Source organism: Virgibacillus salexigens, assembly GCF_014905415.1.
Classification (GTDB): Bacteria; Bacillota; Bacilli; order Bacillales; family Amphibacillaceae; genus Virgibacillus; species Virgibacillus salexigens.
In genome coordinates, this window is sequence record NZ_BNEO01000001.1 from 1,497,748 (window position 1) to 1,523,518 (window position 25,771).

The window sequence follows — 25,771 nt, forward strand, 5'->3', positions numbered from 1 at the left end:
CTTCTTTTGCTTTTAATTCTGAACATAATCTATCGGGTTTTCACGCTGGTCGTCTTTATATACTTCAAAATGGAGGTGAACGCCTGTGGAATTCCCCGTAGAACCCATTACCCCTATTTTACTTCCTTTTTCAATCGTATCTCCTTTGTTAACGCTCAATGAGGACAAGTGAGCGTAAATGGTTTTCATTCCGTTATTGTGATTGATGATCACCTTGTTTCCATAGCCACCATCATCAAATCCGGCAGAAACCACTGTTCCATTATCAGCTGCCTTGATTGTACGATCGCTAGTACCTGCAATATCAATACCTTTATGCATTTTTCCCCATCGTTCTCCCATATGGCTCGTTATTTGACCACCTACCGCTGGCCATTCTAACTCGCCAGTACCGCGAGATGGAAGTTCTTTTGTACCTTTTATAATAATTTCTTTTTGGGGTTCTTCCGTAGTGGTTTCATTCAATACTTCTTTATTCACCTGATTTCCATTACGAGTTTCCGTTTCGTAAAGTACTTCTTTTTCACCATCTTTACCTTCTTGTTTGGTTTTTTCTTCCCCTTTATACAATTCACCAGACGTAATGATGTCTGTTTCATACTCTACTTTTTCTTCTTGTAGCTGCGTTTCCGTCACAATGACTTCAGCAATTGGTTTTTGTTCATTTACTGTTATTTCCTGATCGATTTTTAATACGCTTTTTTCCTCAAGGGATGCATTTAAATCCATTAATTTCTTGTTCGAAAGATTATAGTTTTCTGCAATTTCACTTAATGCTTCCCCTTTATTAACTTTATGCACCTTTTCTTCCGTCATTCCTTTACGCAATCTTTCAATCCCTTGCTCAAGTGTAGAAAGACGATCAGGTGTGACTTGCTTTTCTTTGTAATCAATGTCCTCAGAAATCGTTACATCTGTTACTTGCTTATCACCTCTGTTGCTTGATTCGAGATTATCCTCCTCTTTAGAAGCTAATGCCTGTAGGTTTTTTTCATCTACAAAGGTTGTGACATAGTTGCGGACAACCTGTTCTGCTGTTTCTCGATCCGTATAATATCCTACCGATTCCCCTCCAATGTTGAGTTCAACAGCATCAGCGATTATCGTGACATCTGCCTTAATGGAATGTAGCACACGCTCATGATCAAATGTTGGGTTAAATACCTTTTCGGATATAACAGAAATCTTTTGCTTCGGTTGCAATGATGTGTGGTTATCGGTTTTGGCTTTTGCCATTTTTTGATCAATTGCATCATCAACTACTTTTTCATTAGCTACTTTTCCAATATGTTCGCCATCTATGTAAACATGATAGACTGTATCTAAGTCTTCAGCTGCATACACCGTCGTAACCGTAAAGATAGTTGCTAGAATAAATCCAGTTAGTACTTTTATATGAAAGCCCGTTGAAGCTTTTTTATTATTTTTTTTCTTATCTTTGCCTATACCCACTTCCCGTTGCTCCTCCTTACATCTCTTTCTGACCATTTAGCTTCTATTAATCTAACATAGGATAATAGACTCAGAAATAGAAATAACAGAATTGTAAAGAAAATGTATATCTACAGTCAATTTCTTAGTATAATTAGGAAATTTATTGGCGAATATTGGATGAAACCAATAGTTAAGGGAGATATTTCCAGATAACCTGGATAAGCAATGTATCAGCCCCAAGCTGTTACGCATTTCTAGGGTTAGCTAGTTATAGAGGAGTCTCCTTTTATGATGGGAAGCTCTAACGTCCATTCGCGAACATCCAGATAAAAAAGCTTGTAGAAAAACACGAGGTTTCACTACAAGCTGAGGGCACCACAATGGGTGGACTTTTTCTAGCTGTATACGCTTCGAACAATATTGGTTTGTGCACGATCTGGGCCAACAGAGAAAATGGATAAAGGAATCTCCGTAAGCTGTGAAATCCGCTCCAAATAATGACGGGCATTTTCTGGAAGTTCATGCAGACTTTTGGCGTTCGTTATATCTTCTGTCCAGCCTGGCATTTCTTCATAAACAGGTTCACATTCAGCAAGTGCAGCTAAGCTAGCTGGGAACTCATGAATGATTTCCCCTTTATACCGATACGCTACACAGATTTTAACCGTTTCGATTCCAGTTAATACATCTATCGAATTTAATGATAAATCGGTAATACCACTTACACGACGCGCATGGCGGACAACGACACTATCAAACCAGCCAACACGACGGGCCCGACCTGTAGTCGTTCCATATTCCCGTCCAACCTCACGAATTTGTTCTCCAATTTCATCATGTAACTCCGTAGGAAAAGGACCATCGCCTACACGAGTTGTATATGCTTTAGAAACGCCTACCACATGGTCAATCTTGGTTGGTCCCACACCAGAACCGATCGTAACCCCTCCAGCAATCGGGTTAGAGGAAGTAACGAATGGATAGGTACCTTGGTCAATATCTAGCATAACACCTTGTGCACCTTCAAATAGGACACGACGTCCTTCATCCAACGCATCATTTAACACGACGGAAGTATCGCAGACGTATTTTGCCATTTGCTGCCCATACGCATAATATTCTTCGAGAATTTCTTCTACTTGCATAGGCGCTACTTCATAGACCTTTTCGAATAGACGATTTTTTTCTAATAGGTTTTGTTCAAGCTTCGCACGAAAAACTTCCTTATCCATTAAATCAGCGATACGAATGCCACAACGTGCTGCTTTATCCATATAAGCTGGTCCAATACCTTTTTTCGTTGTACCAATCTTATTTTCGCCTTTTGCTTCTTCCTGCAAAACATCTAATTTAAGGTGGTAAGGTAAGATAATATGAGCACGGTTACTGATCCTTAAGTTATCCGTTGAAATATTGCGTTCATGTAAATAGGCAATCTCATCCATAAACGCCTTTGGATCAATAACCATCCCATTCCCTAATACACATGTCTTTTCATCAAAAAATATGCCAGATGGGATCAAATGCAACTTGTATGTGACATCGTCAAATTTAATCGTGTGTCCAGCATTGTTACCACCTTGGTAACGAGCTACTACCTCGGCATTTTGCGATAAGAAATCAGTAATCTTCCCTTTGCCTTCATCGCCCCACTGCGTTCCAACAACTACTACTGAGGACATGGTGCACCTCCACTATATTTATCAATATTGTATGTCTTTAATTAATCACAAAAGTAATTTTATCAGTAATACTCCTAATCGTCAATGTGAAATACGAACATTACATTAAAATACAAATATATCGTTCGTATAAATTCAATAAACAAAAAAACAGCCCCTCTTGGAGCTGTTTTATACGGAAACTGGTGGTATATCACTTTCTTGATAACGGTGGTCTAAGTCCACAAACTTATTATACTCTTTCACAAATGCCAATTCTACATTACCAACGGGACCATTCCGCTGCTTCGAAATAATTATTTCGATAATATTTTGTTTTTCGGATTCGGAATCATAATAGTCATCTCGATATAAAAATCCTACTATATCAGCATCCTGCTCAATACTTCCCGATTCACGTAAATCTGACATCATCGGGCGTTTATCCTGACGAGATTCAACACCACGGGATAGCTGAGATAATGCAATTAAAGGCACATTTAATTCTCTCGCTAATCCTTTTAATGCTCTGGAAATCTCAGAAACTTCTTGCTGTCTGTTTTCTTTTGAATTTGCACTGCCTTGGATAAGTTGTAAATAATCAATCAAAATCATGCCAAGTCCATGCTCTTGTTTCAAACGACGACATTTCGAGCGTATATCTGCTACACGAATTCCCGGCGTATCGTCTATATAGATACCCGCATTTGATAAACTCCCCATAGCCATCGTCAACTTACTCCAATCATCCGCCTGGAGCTGACCATTTCGTAATCGTTGGGCATCTATATTCCCTTCCGCACATAACATACGCTGCACCAATTGATCGGCACCCATCTCTAAACTAAAGATGGCAACATTCTCATCGGTATTAACAGCTACATTCTGGGCAATATTCAGTGCAAATGCGGTTTTACCTACAGATGGACGTGCAGCGACAATAATGAGATCATTTCGCTGAAAGCCGGAGGTAATACGGTCTAAATCACGAAATCCAGTCGGTATCCCTGTGACATCACCAGTTTGATGATGTAATTGTTCTATATTGTCATAAACATCTATTAAAACATCTTTAATTGCTTTAAATGCACCTGAATTCTTCCTCCCAGAAACATCAAGAATGCTTTTTTCAGCTTCATTAACAATTTCTTCTACTTCATCCTGACGTTCAAAACTAGACGTAACAATATCCGTTGCAGATCGTATTAATCGCCTTAACAATGCTTTCTCTTCAACAATTCGGCAATAATAACCGATATTTGCCGCTGTCGGTACACTATCAGCAACCTCAGATAAGTATTGAACCCCACCGGCTTCGTCCAATTGTTGAGCGTTATACAAATAAGAAGTAACAGTAACCACATCAATTGGTTCGCCTCGATCAGAAAGAGCCATCATGCATGCAAAAATACGCTGATGACTAGCACGATAGAAATCCTCTGGTACCAAGATTTCCGATGCAGCGGAAAAGGCATCTGGATCAATAAAAACAGCCCCGATAATCGACTGCTCCGCTTCAATATTATGTGGTGGTGTACGATCATTCCATGACTCGCTCATTGGGTCTGTCCCCTTTCTTAGGAGATAAAGTAAATCTTCAATTAGGCTTCTCGGACAAATCATCTCCTCTTCAAGTGGGAGTATTCCTGCCAATTAACCTAGGTTAAATCAAAATAAATGCGCCCTGGACACTAAACAGCGATTCTAGTATTCCAGGAATAACCTTGCTCCAGTACATTCTCCCGAAACGCATAGTGCGAGTAACCTTTACTTTTGTACGGAGGCTGTGAGCAAGCTAAAGAACTAAAACCTACCTGTTCGAAACTATCCTTTTTACCTTTTAAGAAGGAAGGCGCATCAGCATCATGATTTTAAAGAACCTTGATTATTTTTCCGATACATGTACTTTTATTGAACCGGAAACTTCTGGATGTAGCTTCACTGGTACCGTTGTATAGCCTAACGAGCGAATAGGTGAATCCAGTTCAATTTTACGTTTATCAATCTGGTAACCGTGAGCCTTTTTCAGCGTTTCTGAAATCTGTTTACTTGTAATCGAACCAAATAAACGTCCACTATCCCCGGATTTAGCAGTTAATTCAACTGTTAAATTAGCCAATTTATCTTTTAATTGAATCGCTTCTTCTTTTTCTTCTTGTTCTAATTGTTCTTGTTTCTTTTTCTTTGCATCTAATGCTTTAAGATTCCCTGATGTTGCTTCTTCAGCTAAATTATATTTTAATAGATAGTTACGGGCGTACCCATCAGAAACATTTTTCACTTCACCTTTTTTGCCTTTGCCTTTTACATCTTTAAGAAATATTACTTTCATTCGGATTCGCTCCCCTCATAATATTCATCTATAATTTCTTTTAATAGGTTTTCTGCCTCATCAATGGTGGTATCTTTAATTTGAGTAGCAGCATTGGTTAAATGCCCACCACCGTCCATCTTTTCCATTATAATTTGTACGTTAACATCTCCTAATGACCTGGCACTAATGCCAACTCTTCCATCTTTCCGCTCGGAAATAACAAAAGAAGCGCTAATGCCGCTCATCGTGAGTAATATATCTGCAGCCTGTGCGATTAATACCGGCCCATGAACCTGTCCTTCTTCTGCTTTAGATATAGCGATCTCATCTCTGAATATATCTGCCCGTTCAATTAATTTACTTCGTTCAACATACACATCAATGTCTTCCTTCATGAACTCTTGTACCAGCACTGTATCCGCACCTTTTGCACGTAGATAGGAAGCTGCGTCAAACGTTCTAGATCCCGTTCTTAACGTAAAACTTTTTGTATCCACAATGATACCAGCAAGCAATGCGGTCGCTTCCAACATTCTTAGCTTTAATTTTTTCGGTTGGTATTCCAATAGTTCGGTTACTAATTCTGCTGTCGAAGATGCATATGGCTCCATATATACGAGTGTTGGAGTTTTAATAAACTCTTCCCCTCGACGATGATGATCAATAACGACTTTATAATCCGATTTCTGCAGCAATGATTCACTTGCAACCATGGAAGGGCGATGGGTATCAACCACTACAATTAAACTTCGACTACCGATAACAGCGTCTGCCTCGTCAGGGTCAATAAAATACTGCCAAAGTTTTTCGTCATCCTGAATTGCTTTCACAAGGCGATACACACCTGTGTCAACATCCTCTGGATCAAATACAATATAGCCTTCCACATCATTTGCAAGAGCTATATTTAATATGCCAATTGCTGCACCTAATGCATCCATATCCGGTGCTTTATGCCCCATAATAATTACATTATCACTTGCTCGTATCAACTCTTTTAAGGCATGAGAAATAACTCTAGCTCTCACACGGGTCCGCTTCTCCATTGGGTTTGTTTTCCCTCCATAGAAACGAACCTTGCCTGATTCATCCTTGATCGCTACTTGGTCACCGCCTCGGCCGAGAGCTAAATCAAGACTAGATTGTGCTAATTCTCCTAATGTTGGTATATCCACATTGCCTACTCCAACACCAATACTTAGTGTTACAGGAGTATTGCGTTCGCCGCTTAACTCACGTACCTCATCTAAGATTTCAAATTTGGCCTTTTCCAAGCTTGCTAAAATTTCTTTTGAACCGACCGCAATAAACCGCTCTTGGGATGTTCGTTTTAAATAGAGGCCATAGTGATTAGCCCATTTATTTAACACGGAAGTTACTTGTGAGTTTAGATGGCTCTTATTCGTATCATCCATGTTTTGTGTGATTTCCTCATAGTTATCTAAAAAAATAAACGAAATCACGGTTTGTTCATTATGATAGAGGTTCTGTAATTCCGCTTGCTCGGTGCGATCAAATAAGTATAGTAGCCGTTCTTGTTTTTTTACCGTGGTTTGAAACATATAACCTTGTAATTGAAACCAAATATCATCTTTATTCTCTTTTATCTTTGGAATTAAATCCTCTGATAACGTATGAAGTGAATTTCCAACTAAGCTATCCTTTTCAAATCGATTCATATATGGGTTTGCCCATTCTATTTTATAATCCTCACTAAATAGAATGATACCAAACGGCATCTCCAATAATGCTTCTTCTCCTACCTTTTTAATCCTGTGAGATAACGTTGTTATATACTGCTCCGCTTCGTCTTGAAGCGTTTGTTCTGATCGTATACTATAGTAAAGCGAAACAGCTAATAGCACAGTCATGATTAGCCCCAACATCCACTGGAAATACCAAATAACTCCAAGTAGAATAATGGAAAGGAGATAGATAATCCATACATGATTTCTCAATGTTGGCTTATTTTGTTTATCTGACATCACATTCAGCTCCTACTGTGCAATACCTTTTATTTTCATTACCGTTTATTTCTTCTTCGCTAACCGATCTCTTAATTCAAATCCTAAATCGATAATCCCGATAAAGCGTACAATAAAAAGTAGGATAGGGATAAACAGTGCTAATATTGTACATATAATCGGAAACGCTTTTGTCATATTTTTATGATGCGTATAGAAAAACAGGAATGAAAACCCTTGAATCGTCACAAGCATTTGTGTGATTACTAATAAATTCTGAGTCGCCATATATAGCATACTATCTGGATCTGTAAAAATATATGCGAACAATAGTGCAATTACATAAACAAAAATAATTGCTACTGGAAAACGCAAATCTCGAAACGGTGGAAAATGTAAATTCTTTCTATCTAATCGGTTGATTACTTTATAGCTCACCCATTGACTAACAAAAGCAAATAAAATTGCTGATGCAGCTAGGAAAAATGGAAAAAGATCAACTAAACTATTCATCGTCTCTTCCATCGTTGCTTTTAATTCCTCTGTTTGTTCATCTGTAGCAAATTGCTCAATAACCCCAGATGACATTTCCATGGATTCTGTTGTCATCTGTTTAAATTGTTGAAGGATATTTACATCGAACACAAATTGTGTAAATACAAACGCAAATAGCAGTCCTATAATAAAACCAAAGGTGCCCCTTGCCCATGTTTCATAAGCAGTTAGCTTACTATAAATAGCACTCCCAATTAAAATTCCACCAAGGCCAGCAACAATCGTTAGTGGTAACGTGTAAATCGTTGTTAGTAAAATTGTTATTAGCAAAGCTGCTGTTAACATTAGTAATGCCGGTTTCCAATCATGTCTCGATGTATATAAAATAAATGGAATTGGCAATAAAAAGATCGATACCATAGCTAAAATCGGAATAAACATGCTAACAAGCAATATTCCAATAAATACAGCTGTTAATAACGCACCATCGGTTAGTTGTTTTGATTGATTCATTTTGCACCCCATCTTACTTAGGTTGATACTATATCATTATAATATGATAACATGTTTTTAGCGTAAATAGTTGTCGAAAAGGGTAGAAAAAATATTTCCCGGGTAATAATTTATTCGCTTACCTCGAAATATAGGGGAATTATTTATTACGTATGCCCTGTTTTGTCATATATTGTAATTACAAATGAATAGGTTATATGAATTGTCACTGTTTTTTCAAGTCCGAGAAAGGCAATTATTGCTTGATTGCCTTATAATAGTAATTGAAATAAGAAATAAGGATGGACAATCATGGTATTTCTAAATGCATTTATACATACTATCAAATTACCTAGAAAAAAGGCAATCTTTCAGCTTAATCGAGTTGGTATGGATATAACAATTATTTACATGTTTATTCTCTTGATGCTTGTTTCTATTCCGTCGCTGATTGATCGATTTACAACAGATAGCGGGCTAAGCGCCGATCTGAGTATCTTGTTTATTATTATTTACTTTTTCATTTTTTATTATTTGCCTCTGACCATTATCGTGTTGATTTTAATTTCTATTATTGCTTATATTGCAACAGGTTTGGCAAAACTAATGGGGAGGAAGCTTAAATTTTCGATACTATGGAAAATGACAGCTTTTACCACAACGATTCCATTTATCTTGTATACGATAATAGCCTTATTTTTCTCAATTAGTGATACATATTTATGGGCGATTGCTGGATATTCCATTATTTTATTAATCATCATTATTTCCGTTTATCCCAAACGCCGGAGTACCAAATAATGATTTACAACAACTGCAAGGTGGGGTTATATGAAGCATCTTATTCTTCTTCTGGTTGCCTTACTCTCATTAACTGGATGTGCCATGTTTGAGCAAGAGGAACCTTTTCAAGAATCAACAGAAGAAAATAGAATATTAGTATCTGCAGACACTAGCTTAACGGATGTACTACCAGAGATTATCTCTGCCTTTGAAGCGAGTCATCCTTACATTACGGTTGATGTAAACTACGGAGGGTCTGGAAAGTTATCTCAGCAGATACAACAAGGAGCACCAGTTGATTTATTTTTATCTTCTAATCAAGAGTGGATGAATGTATTAGAAGAAGAAGATGTTATTGTTAAAGAATCGCGTTCTAATTTTATTGGTAATAAACTCGTTATCATTAGTAATAAAGAATCAAGTCTTTCTTTACCTACGATTCATAGCCTCTTAGATACCTCTGTGAGTAGTATAGCTGTTGGCGATCCAATAACCGTTCCATCAGGTACGTATGCAAAAGAAGCTCTACAATCTCAAGGAGTATGGGATCAAATAGAGAATAAACTCGTTTATACAAATGATGTTCGTCAGACACTTCAGTATGTAGAAACAGGTAAAAGTAATGTAGGCGTTGTCTACGCTTCTGATGCTGCTAGCTCCAAGCAAATAAATGTGCTAACAGAAATAAATAAAAAGCTGCATACACCAATTGTTTATCCAGCAGGTGTGACATCGTATAGTACCAATCGACACGATTCAGAATCGTTTATTGATTTTCTAAACACAGAAGAAGCAACTGAGATTTTTGAGTCTTATCAGTTTATTAACATCAATAACAGAAAATAACCATTCTAACCACGAAAACCAAGCCCAGCATGAGCTTGGTTTTCGTTTGTTATAAATAGCCAAACAGGCAAGCTAATGAAGTTGGGTACGCTTAAGCAAATTCAACATTCTTTCAAACGCAATTAGAAGTTATGGCGCTTTCACAGGCACTGCCTCAGCAACTCCGTTAACCAAAAAAGGAAGCATCTCATGAAGATGCTTCCCTTTTATAGATATTATTACTCTGCAACGTAAGGCAATAATGCCATTGTACGAGAACGTTTGATTGCTCTTGTAAGTTTACGTTGGTATTTTGCTGAAGTTCCAGTAACACGACGAGGTAAAATTTTACCACGTTCAGAAATGAAACGTTTTAGCAAATCAACATCTTTATAGTCAATGTGTGTAATTCCGTTCGCTGTGAAGTAACACACCTTACGACGCTTTGCACGACCGCGACGAGCTGCCATAGTTAACCCTCCTATTCTTCATAGAATGCTCTTTAAAATGGTAAATCATCATCTGATATATCGATAGGTTCTCCATTATTCTTAAATGGATCGTCTTGATTGCGATTAGGTTCAAACTGGTTCTGGTTTTGGTCTCTGTTTGGTTGGAATCCTGATGAATCTTGTCCTCCTTGAGAAGAACCTTTTGTTTCCAGGAATTGTACACTATCAGCAACAATTTCTGTAACAAATACAGTCTTTCCATCCTGACCCTCGAATCGACGTGTTTGTACACGACCGTCAACACCAACCATACTTCCTTTTTTCATATAATTTGCTAGGTTCTCAGCTGGTCTCCGCCACACAACGCAGTTAATGAAGTCAGCTTCACGATTACCTTGCTGATTAGAAAAAGGACGGTTCACTGCAAGTGTAAAATTAGCTACAGCAACCCCGCTTGGTGTATACCGTAAATCAGGATCCTTCGTTAACCTGCCGACTAGTACGACACGATTTAACATCAGAACCACTCCTTATTTATTGATCATCTTCTCGAACTGCGATATGACGAATAATATCATCAGAGAACTTAGCTAGACGATCAAACTCATTAATTGCTTGCTCATCTGCACTAAAGTTAATGACTACATAATATCCATCACGATAGTCATTGATTTCATAAGCAAGACGCTTCTTGCCTTTTTCATCAACTTTTTCAATCTCCGCGCCATTATTAGTAAGGACTCCATTGAAACGCTCAATCAAAGCTGTTTGAGCTTCCTCTTCCATGTCTGGGCGGATGATGTACATGATTTCGTATTTTCTCATCCGTTACACCTCCTTTTGGACTTAACGGCCCCTATTTATTGATACACAACATTGCATATCGCAACAGGAGCAAGGAGTAATTCAAATTTTAATTACTCACAATAGTGTATTATACCAAATCATTTTATAATTAACAAGTCTTCGAGAGATCCGATTTACGTCGTTACTAATCTGTTACACATTAAAACGAAAATGAATAACGTCGCCATCTTTCACAATATATTCTTTTCCTTCTAATCTTACTCTTCCATTTTCCTTTGCTTGGTTCATCGTTCCAGCTGCTATCAAATCATCATAAGAAACGGTCTCAGCTCGGATAAATCCTCGCTCAAAATCTGTATGAATGATCCCTGCAGCCTGTGGTGCTTTAATTCCTTTACGGAATGTCCAAGCACGGACTTCTTGTTCTCCGGCTGTAAAATATGTTGCTAATCCTAACAAGGAATAAGCAGCTTTAATAAGCTTGTCTAATCCAGATTCGGCTATCCCCAGATCTTCTAAAAACAATTCTTTTTCTTCTTGATCCAACTCTGCAATTTCTTCTTCTATCTTTGCACAAACAACGATTACTTGGGCATTTTCTTTAGCAGCATATGCTTTTACCTTCTGTACGTTTTCATTTGAGTCAGGGTCTGTAATTTCCGCTTCACTTACATTTGCTACGTAAAGTGTTGGCTTGCTTGTTAACAGATGTAGTCCTTTTACAATCTTCTGTTGTTCTTCGGTAAAGTCTGTAGCTCTTGCTGGCTGTTCATCTTCTAATCCGGTTTTTAATTTCGATAGAACATCATATTCGGCTACCGCCGCTTTATCTTTTTGTCTAGCTAATTTCTCTACCCTTTGCATTCGCTTCGTAACTGTTTCCAAATCGGCAAGAATTAGCTCTAGATTAATCACCTCAATATCATCTATCGGGTTAATTCTGCCAGATACATGTGTAATATTATCGTCTTCAAAACAGCGTACTACCTGACAGATAGCATCTACTTGTCGAATATGTGATAGAAATTGATTTCCTAATCCTTCGCCTTTACTTGCTCCTTTTACAATACCTGCAATATCGGTAAATTCAAACGTTGTTGGTACTGTCTTCTTGGGCTGTACTAAATCGGTCAGTTTATTCAAGCGATTGTCTGGTACTTCCACTATTCCAACATTAGGATCAATGGTAGCGAAAGGATAATTCGCAGCCTCCGCTCCAGCCTGGGTAATAGCATTAAATAATGTAGATTTTCCAACATTAGGAAGACCAACAATTCCTGCTGTTAATGACATTCAAGATTCACTCCTTAAGGATTTCCATTCATATGAACGCGTTTGTCATCCTAATTATAGATATTTGCCTCTAAAATGACAAGCTAGCAAAAAACAAAAATAGGCATAAAATGATGCCTATTTTTGCTTTTCACCCTATTATCTTATAAGTTTTCTTTCTCTATAATGCTATAGTAACATTTTTATGGATAAATAGTCTATTTTAACTACTTATCCTTTTTCTGCTTTTTCGATAACTTTTTTTAGTTTTTTGGTGAATTGCCTTCTTGGTATTAATACACTATGATCACAGCCAAGACATTTGATCCGAATATCCATCCCCATACGTATAATTTTCCAGCGATTTTCTCCACAGGGATGTTGCTTCTTCATCTGTACGACATCATTTAGGGCAAATTCTTTATCTTCCATGGTATTCCTTCTCCTTTTCTGATCCTAGATCGTATATATCCCACATCTATTGATCCCGTTGAGGTGCTTGTTCTCCTTGACTTGAATCTGTTTCCGGATATCCTTTTTGTAGATGATTTGACGTTGAGCCTTCCGTTTGTCTATCCTTTACGACGTTTTCCTTCTCTTTCCCTGTATACATAACAATTCGTGGTGCAGGAATTTCGATACCTTCTCTATACAATTTATCTTGTATATCTCTTCTAATATTTCGCTCTGCAGCCCATTGGAATCCAGGTAATGTATCAGCAATCACACGGATAACAAAATGAGAAGCTTCTAAATTTTGAACACCTATTATTTCCGGTACACCAACAAGAAAATCATATTTATCAGGAAGCGTTACAGCCACATCATTAATAATTTTCTCTGCATCGTCCACACTGCTTTCATAAGGGACATTAACATCAATTATCGCTAGTCCATTATGTGTCGAATAATTAATGACTTGGGTCACATTGCCATTAGGTAAGATGTGCATTTCACCGGTCCAACTCAACACTTTTGTCGTACGGAGGCCAATTTCTTCAACCGTCCCCTCAATGCCGGAGACCCCAACATAATCTCCAACGGAAAATTGATCTTCAAAAATGATGAAAAAACCAGAGATAATATCTCGTACTAGATTCTGTGCTCCAAAACCAATAGCCAAGCCCGCTACTCCAGCACCGGCTAATAAAGCCCCGACATTAAATCCGAGTACATTATCTAGTATCATGATCATGGCAATGAAATAAACCACATAGGCAACAACACTTTTAATTAATTTCTTTAGTGTGTTTTCTCTACGTTCGGTAATCCGTATGGGGGCATTTTCTCTTCTTCTAAATAATCGATCGACTACTTTTCGAGTAATACGTACAATAGCAAATGCTAACGCGATGATCATCAGAATTTTAAGAGCACCTTCCCCTAACGTCCACCAAAGCTCAGGACCAGTAAGATAATCCCAGAGTGTTGTAATATCCTCAATTCCTTGTTCTACATTTTTTTCTACATTTTGTTGTACATTGCCTTCCACTGAGGATCCCTCCTTTATGCCATACTTACATTACGTCTTTTTATCTTCAATTTTATTCCATAATGGAAATAATAACAATCTAGTTAATACATATAAATTTAAAATACCATAAATCGGGTACAAGTAATTAATTAAAGTAGAAAAACCGAGCGCTGTTAATGGAATCATTGTAACTAAGGTTACACAAACAATCAACCATAATGGTTGCTGAATATAATCTTGAATTCGCGTAACAATTCCCAGTATGCCAGAAGCTGCGGTCGTGAAAATGGCAAACCATAATAAGACACTCATTAACACTAGCATCTGAAATGGATAATGTTTTAATATCGCAAATAACGGTATTTCATATAGCAATAACTCATCTGCTATTTGAATTAAACTATTATTATAAATAAAAGAAATGACACCTAAGGTTAAGCCACTTCCGACACAGGCAATCCATATTTCTTGTTTGGATTGTACCTTATTCCCTATGGCACCCAATACAGCAATTAATGGAAGAATATTTAATGCCGTAAACGGAAACGCTGCTGTCCAATTTCGTTGTTCATCCCAATGTGAGAACAAATTTAATTCCTGATCAATCGTAAACCACAGCAATACAAATAATAGACCAACCAAAAGTAGTGGCAAGATAAATTGATTAATAGATAACAAGCCATTAATCCCTTTCAGAAATAAAACAACCAGCGCTATAATTATTATACTGATCCCCCACCAATAGGAGAAGTTAAATGCCTGAGATGTTGCCCCACTACCAGCAATCATGATAACGGTTGTGGTAAACAGGTAAATAAATATCATTACATCATAGATTCCTGTAAGTCTCCTACCAACTATATCTTTAAGGACAGGTAAATAGTGGGTCGATTTTCTTTGGTAGCTTATACTCATAATGACCAAACAACATATGGTGAAAAATAGAGCAAATAAACCAATAGCTAGTCCACTTTCATGGCCGAAAAATTGCCAAAGTTCCCTCCCCGAAGCATAGCCTGCCCCAATTGTTGTTCCGATAATTAAAAACATCCATTTTAATCCACCACGCAGCATTTCGGTTCCTCCAATATTTTTAATAATCAATGTATAGATCTGTTAAAAATTCCGTATACTATACCAATATGTTTTTGGAGGATAAGCTATGAATTTTAAAAACAGTTTATGGAAAAGAAATGAAAATTTACGGATGCTCCATACAGATTCTGATTTTATTCCTTCTATGCGTGATAAAATTATATCCTGGTTCCCAAATTCACCGCATGATTATGTTGTTGTTTTCATTGGCACTGACCGTTCTACAGGTGACTCGTTAGGCCCATTAGCAGGAACATTACTGGCTGAAAAAAAACCAAAGCATATTACCGTATATGGGACATTAGAAGAGCCTGTACACGCTACAAACTTAACAGAATATATCGATTATATTGAGACACACCATTCAAATCCATTTATCATTGCTGTTGATGCCTGTTTAGGCAAACATAGTTCTGTGGGTTTACTAATTACAGGTACAGGGCCAATTAAACCTGGAGCAGCATTAAATAAACCATTACCTGCAATTGGAGATATGCATATTACTGGGGTGGTGAATGTAAGTGGGTTCATGGAGTATTCTGTGCTTCAAAATACGAGACTTAGCCTAGTGATGGCAATGGCCCAACAAATTTCTTCCTTATTGGATGAATTGGATCAGTGTTTAACCTATGGGAAAGCTACTCCTTCTGTCGTTATCCAAGTATCAAAACCTACCATTATATAACCTTAAAGAGGGGAAAATATTTCAGCTAAACAAAACCCGAATCCATTTAATAGACTCGGGTTAATTATTTTTTACTTATTTAATCAATGATGATAACACTATCGGAACAATACTAGGGAAAAATTTAAGGGTAAGCGATTGTTGCTTACCCATGTTAACTGCTGTAGCCATACTTATGACTTCCATTCTGCTATAGAATTAATTGTCTTTCAATCAGGAATGATTGCAAATACCTATTTTAAAATAATTGATAAATATAATAGATTATTCCTACCATAACAATAGATGGCAATAGATTACCGATTCGAATGGTCGTGATTTTCAGTAGGTTTAGACCAATTGCAAGAATAAGTAACCCACCAACAGCTGTTAATTCATTGATCATACCATTCAGAAATGACTCTGGAAGCATTCCTTCAATTTGGGTAGCTAGTAAAGCAATACTTCCTTGATAGACGACAACTGGGATTACCGATAAAATAACACCATAGCCTAATGTAGTTGTTAATACAAGGGCAACAAACCCATCAAGAATACCTTTCGTGATTAGTACCTCATGATCACCACGAATCCCACTATCTAATGCTCCAATTACTGACATCGCACCAATCACAAACACAAGTGAAGCAGTAACAAACCCTTGAGAAACACTAAAGTCACTATTTGTCGAATTTGTCGAGGTGAATTTACTACCAACCCAGTTACCTAAACGATTTAACCCGGATTCCAAATGAATTAACTCGCCTATAATGGCACCAGAGAGTAAACTTAATAAGACAACAATAATATATTCTGTTGATAATGCCATTTGAATTCCAATTAACATGACTGCTAGTCCAATCCCTTGCATAACCGTTTCTTTATATCTTTCCGGGATCTTTGTAAATAACAAACCAAATAAACTACCAATAATTATTAAAACACCATTAACTAATGTACCGTATAGTGCCATGTTATCCCATCTCCTATTATGTATCATCTAAATTCTAGTTCAAATAATCGCTATCATTTCTATTTGGTACATCTATTTGTTTCACGTGAAACAGTGGTATTATGTCTGTTTTACGTGAATTTATAGTAAAAGACTGACAACAGATTGTCAGTCTTTATAAACAAATCATATCCAGTTAGTTGCAAGCACTAGCACTGACAAACTAGCAATAGGCAGCCGTAACAAAAAAGCTTGTGATGAACACTTTTGCTTTATCGACCTAAAAATGGAATGATTACAGCGAGCTTCTATTACTCAAGTACGTCCATAATCCGCTGTAAATCGTCATCGTTATAAAACTCTATTTCAATTTTCCCTTTGCGTTTCCCTCGTTGAATAGAAACAGCAGTCCCTAAACGATTTCTTAAGTAAGATTCTCTTTCTTGAAGAAAAACATCTTTTTTGGGTTTCTCTTTTTTCTTCACTTGTTTATCATTCAGTTGAAGAATTAATTGCTCCACTTGCCTTACATTTAATTTTTCTCGCCTTATTTTTTGAATTAAAGGTTGTAATTTGCTTTTATCTTTTATTCCTAGCAATGCCCGCCCATGTCCCATGGATAATTCACCGTTATTAATATAGGCGATTACTTTCTCCGGTAATGATAATAAACGAACCATATTCGCTATATGGGAGCGGCTCTTACCGAGACGTTTAGACAATTCTTCTTGGGTAATCTTCAGCTCATTCATTAAATTAGCATAGGCATGAGCTTCCTCAATGGGGGTTAAATCTTCCCTTTGCAAATTCTCTAAAAGAGCAAGCTCCATCATTTTTTCATCGGATAATTCTTTAATTACTACTGGTATTTTTTCAAGTCCTGCCTCTTTCCCAGCACGATACCTTCTTTCACCAACTACGATTTCATATCCTTTTATACTCTTTCTTACAATAAGCGGCTGAATGATACCATATTCTAATATCGATTCCTTTAATTCTTCAATTGCATCTGCATGAAATGTTTTACGCGGCTGATATGGATTTGGCCGACATTCTGTTATGGCTATTTCCTGAACAACATCATCTTTCTCTTCCTCTATTTCTGGAAAGAAAGCGTTAATCCCTTTACCTAACCCTTTCGCCATTGGCCATCACTTCCTTTGCTAGTTCAAGATAAACTTCTGCTCCCCTTGATTTTGGATCATAAGTAATAATAGGTTGTCCATGACTAGGTGCTTCCCCTAACCTTACATTTCTTGGCACTACCGTTTGATACACCTTATCTTGAAAGTATTTCTTCACTTCTTCAATTACCTGTAAACCAAGATTTGTACGGGCATCAAGCATCGTTAACAGTACACCTTCAATCATGAGCGTCTTATTAAGATGCTTTTGAACAAGTCGAATGGTATTTAGTAGTTGACTTAGTCCTTCTAAAGCATAATATTCACATTGTACAGGGATGATCACCGTATCAGAAGCGGTTAACGCATTTAAAGTTAATAACCCTAAGGAAGGAGGACAATCAATAATAATATAATCATAGACTTCCGTTAAATTCTCTAATGATTTTTTCAAGCGTATTTCTCTAGATATTGTTGGTACAAGTTCAATTTCTGCACCGGCAAGCTGAATGGTAGCAGGTACGATATCTAAGTTGTCTACATTTGTTGGAATACAAACTTCTTCAGCTGGTAAATCTTCTACTAGAACATTATAAATACAATTCTTCACATCTGCTTTATTCACGCCTGTTCCACTTGTTGCATTACCTTGAGGATCAACATCTACAAGCAGTACTTTATTGCCAAGATGCGCAAGACAAGCACTTAAATTTACTGATGAAGTTGTTTTTCCTACGCCACCTTTTTGATTTGCGATGGACATTACTTTTCCCATGTTGACACCTACCCTAAAACTATATACTTTCTATTCTATCACTTTTTTAAAATTATGGATGCATGATTTTACATTGTAAGCTATTCGTAATTTACATCAGCGACTGTCTTTAACGAACGAATACTAACGGTGCAAAATACCCATCTTACTAATAAAGATGGGTAAAAATAGTTGTTCATTTATGCGTTCTTTTTTGGGATTTTAATTGTTATTTGATAATAATCATCTAAATCCTGTTCATCTGATTCTACTTCTACACCTGTATCTGAAACCATATTTAAGGATTGTCTTATCGTATTCATAGCAATTCGAATATCTTTATTAAACCCTTTTCGTTTTGTAACTGATTTCTTCTTTGGCGCTGAATCCTGCTCATTCATCTTCTTAATCCGATCTTCCGTCTGTTTAACGTTTAAATCATTTTCCAGAATTTCTTGCAGCAGCTTTACTTGCAATTCTGCTTCCTGCAATTTGATTAACGCACGAGCATGACGCTCCGTAATATATTTTCCTAATAACGCTTCTTGTACCGGTTGTGGGAGCTTGAGTAAACGTAACTTATTTGCTATGGTAGATTGATTTTTCCCTAAGCGTTGAGCTAACGCCTCTTGAGTTAAGGAATGAATATCAAGTAACTTCGCATAAGCTGTAGCTTCTTCAATTACCGTAAGTTCTTCACGTTGTAAATTTTCAATTAAAGCAACAGAAGCTGTTTCCGCATCTGTCATCTCTCTGAGAATCGCAGAAATATGCTCCCAACCTAAAGATTCGACAGCTCGCCATCTGCGTTCCCCGGCAATAATTTCGTACCGCGCTTCTTCCTCCCCCTCTGATTCATCTAACTTTCGAACAATAATCGGCTGTATCATACCATGTGTATGAATCGTTTGGGCAAGTTCATTTATTTTTTCTTCACTAAAAATCGATCTTGGTTGATAGCGATTGGGTTCTATATTTTTAACAGGGATCTGAATAACTTCATCCGGATGATAGGACTCTACATCAGTTTCAGTTTCATTATCAGATTTATCACCTATTCCAAAAAAACGGTTAAAGGGTTTTACCATAATCCCACACCACCTCTAATTTACTTTGAAGTTCTCATCTATGTATTAAATATAATATGTTCCACGTGAAACATATTATATGAATCTATCATTATTATAGCACAGGAAAAGGGTTTAATAAGAAAAAACGCTGCAGCAACCCATGCTACTGCGCGTATAAACGAACATTGAAACGGCTCCTCCATTTTTTGTAGAGGCTTGTTTCCGTTTTATTTTATCATATTTCTCATCGAAAGAATATGTTTATTTATTGTCCATTTCGATCAAAATAGCCACCCTCACTTAATCGGCTCCTTATTAGGAAGACCTGCTTTTCGAGGATATTTTTTTGGGGTTTTTCTCATTTTTATAACTTCAATGATAGATCTCTCACTTGCTTCTTCCGGTAATGTAAACGTATGCATCGCAGATATTTTACCGCCTAATTCTCCTATAGCAACTTCTCCTTGCTTCACTTCCTCACTTGCTTTCGAACCTTTCATAGCAAGAAAAACGCCATTTTTTTCTGTTAAAGGTAAACATAATTCACTAAGAACGGACATACGAGCAACAGCCCTTGCAGTTACTACATCAAATGATTCTCTAAATTGACGATTCTTTCCTAAATTCTCCGCACGATCATGATAAAAAGCCACTTCTTTTAAATCTAAATCGGTTGCTAACTGATTAAGGAAGCCAATCCGTTTCTTTAATGAATCTACAATCGTTACTTGCAAGTGGGGAAAGCATATCTTTAAAGGAATACTTGGAAATCCTGCACCTGCCCCTACATCACAAATTGTCCTAGCATGAGTGAAATCATAATAAAATGCAGCACTTATAGAATCATAAAAATGTTTGAGATAAACATCATTTTCCTTTGTTAAACCCGTTAAATTTATTTTTTCGTTCCATTCAATTAACGTACGATAATAAATGGCAAACTGTTCTTGTTGCCTTTCATCCAATGATATCCCTTTTTGCTGAAGTGCTTGTACAAATTGTTCTGGATTCATATCCTATACTCCTTATGTAAGGTATTTCAGCGAAGAATACTTCCCTTCGCTGAAATGCTTTTTTTATGGAATCTCATTTCTTCCTATTAATTAGCCAATCGTGCTATATTTCCTTGTTCAATATAGACAATTAGAATGGAAATATCTGCTGGATTTACCCCTGAGATCCGAGACGCTTGCCCAACTGACAATGGACGAACTTTTTTAAGTTTTTCCTTAGCTTCTGTTGCCAAACCGCCAATATCATCATAGTCAATATCACTTGGAATCTTTTTGTCTTCCATTTTTAGCATACGATCTACTTGTTCATTTGCTTTCTTAATATACCCTTCATACTTAATTTGAATCCCTACTTGGTCTGTTACTTCATTCGATAATTCTGGAGCATCTATAATTGGAGCAAGTAAGTCATAAGATAATTCTGGTCGTTTCAATAAATCATATGCTTTTAATGCTTCTTTTAATGGTGCTGCGCCTGCTTCTTCTAGAATGCCATTTACCTCTGGTGAAGGTTTAACGACGAGCTTTTGAAGTCGTTTTTTCTCTTCTTCTACTAAACGGTATTTCTCGACAAATTTAGCGTAACGTTCTTCGGAAATAAGTCCAAGTTGATGGCCTAATTCCGTCATTCGTAGATCCGCATTATCATGTCTTAATAATAAACGGTATTCTGCTCGTGATGTTAGTAAACGATAAGGTTCATTCGTACCTTTTGTCACGAGATCATCAATTAATACACCAATATAAGCTTGAGAGCGGTCAAGAATAACTGGATCCTTTCCGAGTACTTTTGCAGCAGCGTTTATTCCTGACATAATTCCTTGTGCAGCAGCTTCTTCATATCCAGAAGTTCCGTTAATTTGTCCAGCTGTAAATAATCCTGGAATGTTTTTTGTTTCCAGTGTTGGCCACAATTGTGTAGGAACAATTGCATCATATTCTATTGCATAACCAGCACGCATAATCTCAGCATTTTCTAAACCTTTTACACTTCTAACCATGCCATGTTGAATCGATTCAGGCAGTGAAGTAGACAAGCCTTGTACATATACTTCTTCCGTATCTCTTCCTTCTGGTTCAAGGAAAATTTGATGATGCGGCTTGTCGTTAAAGCGGACAATTTTATCCTCTATAGACGGGCAATACCGTGGACCTGTTCCCCTTTTCATACCTGAGTACATGGATGATAGCGATAGATTTTCATTAATTATTTCATGTGTGAACTCATTCGTATATGTTAGCCAACAAGGTATTTGATCGGTAATATATTCCGTAGTTTCATAAGAAAAACTTTGAGGTTTTTCATCCCCAGGTTGAATTTCAGTTTTAGAATAATCGATCGTATGGCTATTTACTCGTGGAGGTGTACCTGTTTTAAAACGTGTAATTTCTAAGCCGAGTTCTTCTAGGTTTTCAGACAATTTAATGGTTGGTCGTTGGTTGTTTGGTCCACTTTCATATTCTAGATCACCCATTAACACTTTTCCTCGCATAAACGTACCAGTTGTAATAATTACTGTTTCCGCACGATAAGCTGCATGTGTTTCAGTTATCACGCCTTTACATACACCATCTTCCACAATTAAACTGTCAACCATACCTTGGCGTAGTGTAAGGTTTTTTTCATTTTCGATAATATTTTTCATTTCTTTTATATACAAAGGTTTATCAGCTTGAGCACGTAAAGCTTGCACAGCTGGGCCTTTACCTGTATTTAACAAACGCATTTGAATATACGTTTTATCAATAACTTTACCCATTACGCCACCGAGAGCATCAATTTCACGAACAACGATACCCTTTGCAGGACCGCCAATTGATGGATTACAAGGCATAAAGGCTATCATATCTAAATTGAGGGTGAGCATCAATGTCTTTGCACCCATTTTCGCCGCTGCAAGTCCAGCTTCTACACCTGCATGACCTGCACCAACTACAATTACGTCATAATGACCTGCATCATACGTCATGGTTTTTCATCCTTTCTTCCTTTTTTATTATAACTATTTACCTAAGCAAAATTGTGAGAACAATTGATCAATCAAACTATCACTTGCCGTATCCCCAATAATCTCACCTAAAAATTCCCATGTTCTTGTTACATCAATTTGAACAATATCTAAAGGCATTTCCAGTTTTAGACCTTCCATTGCATCTTCAAGCGCTTGTTTTGCTTGTTTTAGCAATTGGATATGTCGCACATTGGAGACGTACGTTAAGTCCCCTGTATCAATTTCACCTTCGAAGAATGTCGTGGAAATCGCCTTTTCCAACTCATCTACTCCCGCTTCTTCAATTAAGGAAGTGGTAACTACAGGATTCCCTTCTGCCAACTCTTTCACTCGTGCAAGATCCAATTTCTGATCCAAATCCGTCTTATTAATTATTACAATATAATCAAGTCCTTGAATAGCCTTGAATAATTTTTCATCTTCTTCTGTTAGTACATCGTTATAGTTGAGTACAAATAAAATCAAATCTGACTCTTTTAGTACTTGTCTCGAACGTTCCACGCCAATTTTTTCGACTATATCTTCCGTTTCTCGAATACCAGCTGTGTCTACCAATCGTAATGGAACTCCACGCACATTCACATATTCTTCAATAATGTCCCGTGTAGTTCCAGGAACTTCAGTTACAATTGCTTTATTTTCTTGGACAAGTGTATTCATCAACGAAGACTTACCAACATTTGGCCTACCAATAATAGCCGTAGCTAAGCCTTCACGTAAGATTTTCCCTTGTTTAGCAACCTGCAAGAGGTTCTCAATTTCAGCGTGTACTTCTTTCGTTTTCTTTCGCATCGTGTCATGTGACATTTCTTCTACATCATCGTATTCAGGGTAATCTATATTCACTTCTACATGAGCGACTGTCTCCAATAAATCTTGGCGCAACCGTTCAATCAGACCTGATAAACGCCCATCCATTTGTTTTAAAGCGACAGACATTGCTTTATCTGTTTTTGCTCGTATTAGATCCATTACTGCCTCTGCCTGTGATAAGTCAATTCTACCATTTAGAAAAGCACGTTTGGTAAATTCTCCTGGTTCTGCTAGCCTTGCTCCACTTCCTAAAATTATTTCTAACACACGATTAACAGCTACCATACCACCATGACAATTGATTTCAACCACATCTTCACGAGTAAATGTTTTCGGCGAACGCATCACAGAAACCATTACTTCTTCGGCAACTTCATTTGTCTGTGGATCCATTATTTTTCCATAATGAATAGTATGAGATTCTACTTTCCTTAAATTCTTTCCCTTAAATAATTTTGCTGTTATCGGAATTGCTTCCGGTCCACTTAATCGAACAATTGCTATTGCACCCTCACCAACCGGTGTGGATATCGCAGTAATTGTATCTGTTTCCATCGCTTTCACCTCCAACATTTATCCAGAGATATATATAGAAACGTAAAATTATTTTTATCGTCACTAACTTACTAGAATACCATAACCTTTCACAAAAATAAAGTTATCCACAACATATTTTTTCATCCTTTTCCAGCCAAAGTTATGCACATGTGGATAACTTTGGCTGGAAATAAGCACAATTATTTTATAATGAGAAAAAAATACCCGCCTGAATCAAAAAGACAGGCGGATATTTTTACAAACAAGTTTTATCTCTAACAGAGCTTATTATGGCACGATAACAATATGGCGATGTGGTTCTCTTCCATCTGAATGTGTGGAAACTTCATTTTTTGTTTGCAACACACTATGAATAATTTTTCGTTCAAATGCAGGCATTGGCTCCAACGCTACCTTTTTATTTAGGCGAATCGCTTTGTCTGCCATTTTCAATGCAAGTGATTCAAGCGTTTCTTTCCTCCGGCCACGATAACCTTCTGCATCCAGCGTAACCGTATAAAAATTATCACTGGATTTATTAATAGCAAGATGTAATAAATATTGCAGTGCATTTAAGGTCTGTCCACGTTTACCAATTAAAATCGCAATATTTTCACCTTGTATATCATAGGTTACATGATTCTCTTCTACTGTTGTATGAATGGTAGCATCCACACTCATATGCTGAACAATTTGCTGCAAGTAGTTTTTGGTTTCTTCAATCGGGTTTTTGGCAATTCGCACCCTAACAAAGGCACGTTTGGAGCCAAACAGGCCTAATAGTCCCTTTTTTCCTTCATCAATAACGTCAATTTCTACTTGGTCCCTGGTTGTATTTAACTGCTCTAATGCTGATTGGACCGCTTCTTCAACCGTTTGTCCACTAGCAGTTATCTCTCTCACTTTTTGTCTCCTCCATTATTTTTATCAGCCATCATTGGCTTACGGATTAATAAAGTCTGAGCAACCATAAAGATATTACCAACTACCCAATATAATGCTAATGCAGATGGGAAGAACATGGCAAACACACCAATCATAATTGGCATCACATAAAGCATAACCATCATTTGTGGATTTTGCGATGCAGGGCTACCTGCCATCATTAATTTTTGTTGCAGCCAAGTAGCTACAGCAGCAATAATTGGTAAGATAAAGAATGGATCACGGGCTCCTAATTCAAACCATAGAAAACTATGGGTTTTAATCGATTCTGTACGCATTATTGCATGGTACATAGCAATTAGAATTGGCATTTGAATAAAAATTGGCAAACATCCAGCCAATGGGTTTACCCCATTTTTTTGAAATAATTGCATCGTTTCCTGTTGCAATTTTTGCTGTGTATTGGCATCTTTTGAACTATATTTCTGTTGCAGTTCTTTCAGCTTTGGCTGAATATCCTGCATTGCTTTTGAACTTTTTAATTGTTTTACGTTTAATGGTAGTAGAACTAAACGTACAAGGACAGTAACAATTACAATTGCCAGTCCATAATTTTCATTAAATAACTCAGCAAAATAGGTGATTAGCCAAGACACTGGATAAACGAAGTAGGAATTCCAGATCCCTTCACTATCCTCTGTGATCGGCTCATTAACATCGGTACATCCAGAAAGAATTGCTAATAAACCTATTAGTGTCACTAGCAACCAAAACTTTTTACGCAACACCGTTTCCTCCTAACTAAAATATAAGCGCAAGCGCTTAACTATCAACAACTGATTCTTATAAAAAACGTATCCTAAAAGCTATTTTAACCTA

Annotated in this window: 25 protein-coding genes; 3 read left to right on the forward strand and 22 right to left on the reverse strand. The window is 37.1% G+C overall.

From position 1 onward, the window contains the following. Positions 1–12 precede the first annotated feature (12 nt). The 6 genes from JKP73_RS06855 to JKP73_RS06880 all read right to left on the reverse strand — a co-directional run bounded on the left by JKP73_RS06855 (position 13) and on the right by JKP73_RS06880 (position 8,381). Positions 13–1,452, reverse strand: coding sequence for a peptidoglycan DD-metalloendopeptidase family protein (locus tag JKP73_RS06855; protein WP_200411035.1), 1,440 nt, complete (start codon positions 1,450–1,452; stop codon positions 13–15). A 377-nt stretch (positions 1,453–1,829) separates the two neighbouring features. Further along, positions 1,830–3,116 (reverse strand): adenylosuccinate synthase, encoded by a 1,287-nt coding sequence (locus JKP73_RS06860; RefSeq protein ID WP_021290249.1) that lies wholly within the window; start codon positions 3,114–3,116, stop codon positions 1,830–1,832. A gap of 171 nt (positions 3,117–3,287) precedes the next feature. Then, on the reverse strand, positions 3,288–4,655 hold the full coding sequence (dnaB, locus tag JKP73_RS06865) for a replicative DNA helicase (protein ID WP_021290250.1): 1,368 nt from the start codon (positions 4,653–4,655) through the stop codon (positions 3,288–3,290). Between the two features lie 325 nt (positions 4,656–4,980). Beyond that, complete coding sequence (rplI, locus tag JKP73_RS06870; protein ID WP_021290251.1) at positions 4,981–5,427, reverse strand: 50S ribosomal protein L9; 447 nt, start codon at positions 5,425–5,427, stop codon at positions 4,981–4,983. Further along, on the reverse strand, positions 5,424–7,394 hold the full coding sequence (locus JKP73_RS06875; protein ID WP_021290252.1) for a DHH family phosphoesterase: 1,971 nt from the start codon (positions 7,392–7,394) through the stop codon (positions 5,424–5,426). The genes rplI and JKP73_RS06875 overlap by 4 nt, the downstream gene beginning before the upstream one ends. 45 nt (positions 7,395–7,439) lie before the next feature. Continuing rightward, a complete protein-coding gene (locus JKP73_RS06880; RefSeq protein WP_200411036.1) occupies positions 7,440–8,381 on the reverse strand; it encodes a YybS family protein in 942 nt (313 codons plus the stop codon). Positions 8,382–8,672: 291 nt separating this feature from the next. Here JKP73_RS06880 and JKP73_RS06885 point away from each other — a divergent pair, with 291 nt between their 5' ends. Both JKP73_RS06885 and modA read left to right on the forward strand, forming a co-directional pair. Next, positions 8,673–9,161, forward strand: coding sequence for a DUF1189 family protein (locus JKP73_RS06885; protein ID WP_021290254.1), 489 nt, complete (start codon positions 8,673–8,675; stop codon positions 9,159–9,161). A gap of 30 nt (positions 9,162–9,191) precedes the next feature. Then, complete coding sequence (modA, locus tag JKP73_RS06890) at positions 9,192–9,989, forward strand: molybdate ABC transporter substrate-binding protein (protein WP_200411037.1); 798 nt, start codon at positions 9,192–9,194, stop codon at positions 9,987–9,989. Positions 9,990–10,207: 218 nt separating this feature from the next. Here modA and rpsR read toward each other — a convergent pair whose 3' ends face one another. The 7 genes from rpsR to JKP73_RS06925 all read right to left on the reverse strand — a co-directional run bounded on the left by rpsR (position 10,208) and on the right by JKP73_RS06925 (position 15,047). After that, positions 10,208–10,438 (reverse strand): 30S ribosomal protein S18, encoded by a 231-nt coding sequence (gene rpsR / locus JKP73_RS06895; RefSeq protein WP_200411038.1) that lies wholly within the window; start codon positions 10,436–10,438, stop codon positions 10,208–10,210. A gap of 32 nt (positions 10,439–10,470) precedes the next feature. Next, positions 10,471–10,938: a single-stranded DNA-binding protein gene (gene ssb / locus JKP73_RS06900; RefSeq protein WP_021290257.1), complete on the reverse strand. Its 468-nt coding sequence runs from the start codon at positions 10,936–10,938 to the stop codon at positions 10,471–10,473. Positions 10,939–10,954: 16 nt separating this feature from the next. Continuing rightward, complete coding sequence (gene rpsF / locus JKP73_RS06905; protein ID WP_021290258.1) at positions 10,955–11,245, reverse strand: 30S ribosomal protein S6; 291 nt, start codon at positions 11,243–11,245, stop codon at positions 10,955–10,957. A gap of 174 nt (positions 11,246–11,419) precedes the next feature. Then, positions 11,420–12,520 carry a redox-regulated ATPase YchF gene (gene ychF / locus JKP73_RS06910; RefSeq protein ID WP_021290259.1) on the reverse strand — a complete coding sequence of 367 codons (1,101 nt, stop codon included), beginning with the start codon at positions 12,518–12,520 and terminating at the stop codon, positions 11,420–11,422. A 210-nt stretch (positions 12,521–12,730) separates the two neighbouring features. Continuing rightward, positions 12,731–12,931, reverse strand: coding sequence for a DUF951 domain-containing protein (locus tag JKP73_RS06915; protein ID WP_021290260.1), 201 nt, complete (start codon positions 12,929–12,931; stop codon positions 12,731–12,733). Between the two features lie 46 nt (positions 12,932–12,977). Then, positions 12,978–13,991, reverse strand: coding sequence for a mechanosensitive ion channel family protein (locus JKP73_RS06920; RefSeq protein ID WP_370457685.1), 1,014 nt, complete (start codon positions 13,989–13,991; stop codon positions 12,978–12,980). 30 nt (positions 13,992–14,021) lie between these two features. Next, positions 14,022–15,047: a YkvI family membrane protein gene (locus tag JKP73_RS06925; RefSeq protein ID WP_038241615.1), complete on the reverse strand. Its 1,026-nt coding sequence runs from the start codon at positions 15,045–15,047 to the stop codon at positions 14,022–14,024. 88 nt (positions 15,048–15,135) lie between these two features. On the opposite strand from JKP73_RS06925, the gene yyaC reads away from it, so the two are divergent. Then, complete coding sequence (gene yyaC / locus JKP73_RS06930; protein WP_021290263.1) at positions 15,136–15,753, forward strand: spore protease YyaC; 618 nt, start codon at positions 15,136–15,138, stop codon at positions 15,751–15,753. A gap of 238 nt (positions 15,754–15,991) precedes the next feature. On the opposite strand, the gene JKP73_RS06935 is transcribed toward yyaC, so the two are convergent. From JKP73_RS06935 to spoIIIJ, 9 genes are all read right to left on the reverse strand, one after another. Further along, complete coding sequence (locus JKP73_RS06935) at positions 15,992–16,705, reverse strand: DUF554 domain-containing protein (RefSeq protein WP_021290264.1); 714 nt, start codon at positions 16,703–16,705, stop codon at positions 15,992–15,994. Positions 16,706–16,995: 290 nt separating this feature from the next. After that, positions 16,996–17,829 (reverse strand): ParB/RepB/Spo0J family partition protein, encoded by an 834-nt coding sequence (locus JKP73_RS06940; protein ID WP_021290265.1) that lies wholly within the window; start codon positions 17,827–17,829, stop codon positions 16,996–16,998. Next, positions 17,810–18,583, reverse strand: a complete 774-nt coding sequence (locus JKP73_RS06945) for a ParA family protein (protein WP_021290266.1) — start codon at positions 18,581–18,583, stop codon at positions 17,810–17,812. The genes JKP73_RS06940 and JKP73_RS06945 overlap by 20 nt, the downstream gene beginning before the upstream one ends. A 179-nt stretch (positions 18,584–18,762) precedes the next feature. Continuing rightward, a complete protein-coding gene (gene noc, locus JKP73_RS06950) occupies positions 18,763–19,650 on the reverse strand; it encodes a nucleoid occlusion protein (protein WP_021290267.1) in 888 nt (295 codons plus the stop codon). Positions 19,651–19,928: 278 nt separating this feature from the next. After that, the gene (gene rsmG / locus JKP73_RS06955; protein ID WP_200411039.1) at positions 19,929–20,645 is read right to left on the reverse strand and encodes a 16S rRNA (guanine(527)-N(7))-methyltransferase RsmG; all 717 of its coding nucleotides are present in this window, start codon (positions 20,643–20,645) and stop codon (positions 19,929–19,931) included. A gap of 86 nt (positions 20,646–20,731) precedes the next feature. Then, a complete protein-coding gene (gene mnmG, locus JKP73_RS06960; RefSeq protein ID WP_021290269.1) occupies positions 20,732–22,615 on the reverse strand; it encodes a tRNA uridine-5-carboxymethylaminomethyl(34) synthesis enzyme MnmG in 1,884 nt (627 codons plus the stop codon). 33 nt (positions 22,616–22,648) lie between these two features. Beyond that, complete coding sequence (mnmE, locus tag JKP73_RS06965) at positions 22,649–24,025, reverse strand: tRNA uridine-5-carboxymethylaminomethyl(34) synthesis GTPase MnmE (protein WP_200411040.1); 1,377 nt, start codon at positions 24,023–24,025, stop codon at positions 22,649–22,651. A gap of 270 nt (positions 24,026–24,295) precedes the next feature. After that, on the reverse strand, positions 24,296–24,910 hold the full coding sequence (gene jag / locus JKP73_RS06970; protein ID WP_021290271.1) for an RNA-binding cell elongation regulator Jag/EloR: 615 nt from the start codon (positions 24,908–24,910) through the stop codon (positions 24,296–24,298). Beyond that, on the reverse strand, positions 24,907–25,677 hold the full coding sequence (gene spoIIIJ, locus JKP73_RS06975; protein ID WP_021290272.1) for a YidC family membrane integrase SpoIIIJ: 771 nt from the start codon (positions 25,675–25,677) through the stop codon (positions 24,907–24,909). Before spoIIIJ ends, jag begins: the two co-directional genes overlap by 4 nt. Between the last annotated feature and the right edge of the window lie 94 nt (positions 25,678–25,771).

Excerpts from the sequence above, each read along its gene's own strand:
- JKP73_RS06860 (WP_021290249.1), bottom strand. The coding sequence starts at position 3,116 with ATGTCCTCAGTAGTAGTTGTTGGAACGCAGTGGGGCGATGAAGGCAAA.
- dnaB (WP_021290250.1), bottom strand. The coding sequence starts at position 4,655 with ATGAGCGAGTCATGGAATGATCGTACACCACCACATAATATTGAAGCG.
- rplI (WP_021290251.1), bottom strand. The coding sequence starts at position 5,427 with ATGAAAGTAATATTTCTTAAAGATGTAAAAGGCAAAGGCAAAAAAGGT.
- JKP73_RS06875 (WP_021290252.1), bottom strand. The coding sequence starts at position 7,394 with ATGTCAGATAAACAAAATAAGCCAACATTGAGAAATCATGTATGGATT.
- JKP73_RS06880 (WP_200411036.1), bottom strand. The coding sequence starts at position 8,381 with ATGAATCAATCAAAACAACTAACCGATGGTGCGTTATTAACAGCTGTA.
- JKP73_RS06885 (WP_021290254.1), top strand. The coding sequence starts at position 8,673 with ATGGTATTTCTAAATGCATTTATACATACTATCAAATTACCTAGAAAA.
- modA (WP_200411037.1), top strand. The coding sequence starts at position 9,192 with ATGAAGCATCTTATTCTTCTTCTGGTTGCCTTACTCTCATTAACTGGA.
- rpsR (WP_200411038.1), bottom strand. The coding sequence starts at position 10,438 with ATGGCAGCTCGTCGCGGTCGTGCAAAGCGTCGTAAGGTGTGTTACTTC.
- ssb (WP_021290257.1), bottom strand. The coding sequence starts at position 10,938 with ATGTTAAATCGTGTCGTACTAGTCGGCAGGTTAACGAAGGATCCTGAT.
- rpsF (WP_021290258.1), bottom strand. The coding sequence starts at position 11,245 with ATGAGAAAATACGAAATCATGTACATCATCCGCCCAGACATGGAAGAG.
- ychF (WP_021290259.1), bottom strand. The coding sequence starts at position 12,520 with ATGTCATTAACAGCAGGAATTGTTGGTCTTCCTAATGTTGGAAAATCT.
- JKP73_RS06915 (WP_021290260.1), bottom strand. The coding sequence starts at position 12,931 with ATGGAAGATAAAGAATTTGCCCTAAATGATGTCGTACAGATGAAGAAG.
- JKP73_RS06925 (WP_038241615.1), bottom strand. The coding sequence starts at position 15,047 with ATGCTGCGTGGTGGATTAAAATGGATGTTTTTAATTATCGGAACAACA.
- yyaC (WP_021290263.1), top strand. The coding sequence starts at position 15,136 with ATGAATTTTAAAAACAGTTTATGGAAAAGAAATGAAAATTTACGGATG.
- JKP73_RS06935 (WP_021290264.1), bottom strand. The coding sequence starts at position 16,705 with ATGGCACTATACGGTACATTAGTTAATGGTGTTTTAATAATTATTGGT.
- JKP73_RS06940 (WP_021290265.1), bottom strand. The coding sequence starts at position 17,829 with ATGGCGAAAGGGTTAGGTAAAGGGATTAACGCTTTCTTTCCAGAAATA.
- JKP73_RS06945 (WP_021290266.1), bottom strand. The coding sequence starts at position 18,583 with ATGGGAAAAGTAATGTCCATCGCAAATCAAAAAGGTGGCGTAGGAAAA.
- noc (WP_021290267.1), bottom strand. The coding sequence starts at position 19,650 with ATGGTAAAACCCTTTAACCGTTTTTTTGGAATAGGTGATAAATCTGAT.
- rsmG (WP_200411039.1), bottom strand. The coding sequence starts at position 20,645 with ATGAATCCAGAACAATTTGTACAAGCACTTCAGCAAAAAGGGATATCA.
- mnmG (WP_021290269.1), bottom strand. The coding sequence starts at position 22,615 with ATGACGTATGATGCAGGTCATTATGACGTAATTGTAGTTGGTGCAGGT.
- mnmE (WP_200411040.1), bottom strand. The coding sequence starts at position 24,025 with ATGGAAACAGATACAATTACTGCGATATCCACACCGGTTGGTGAGGGT.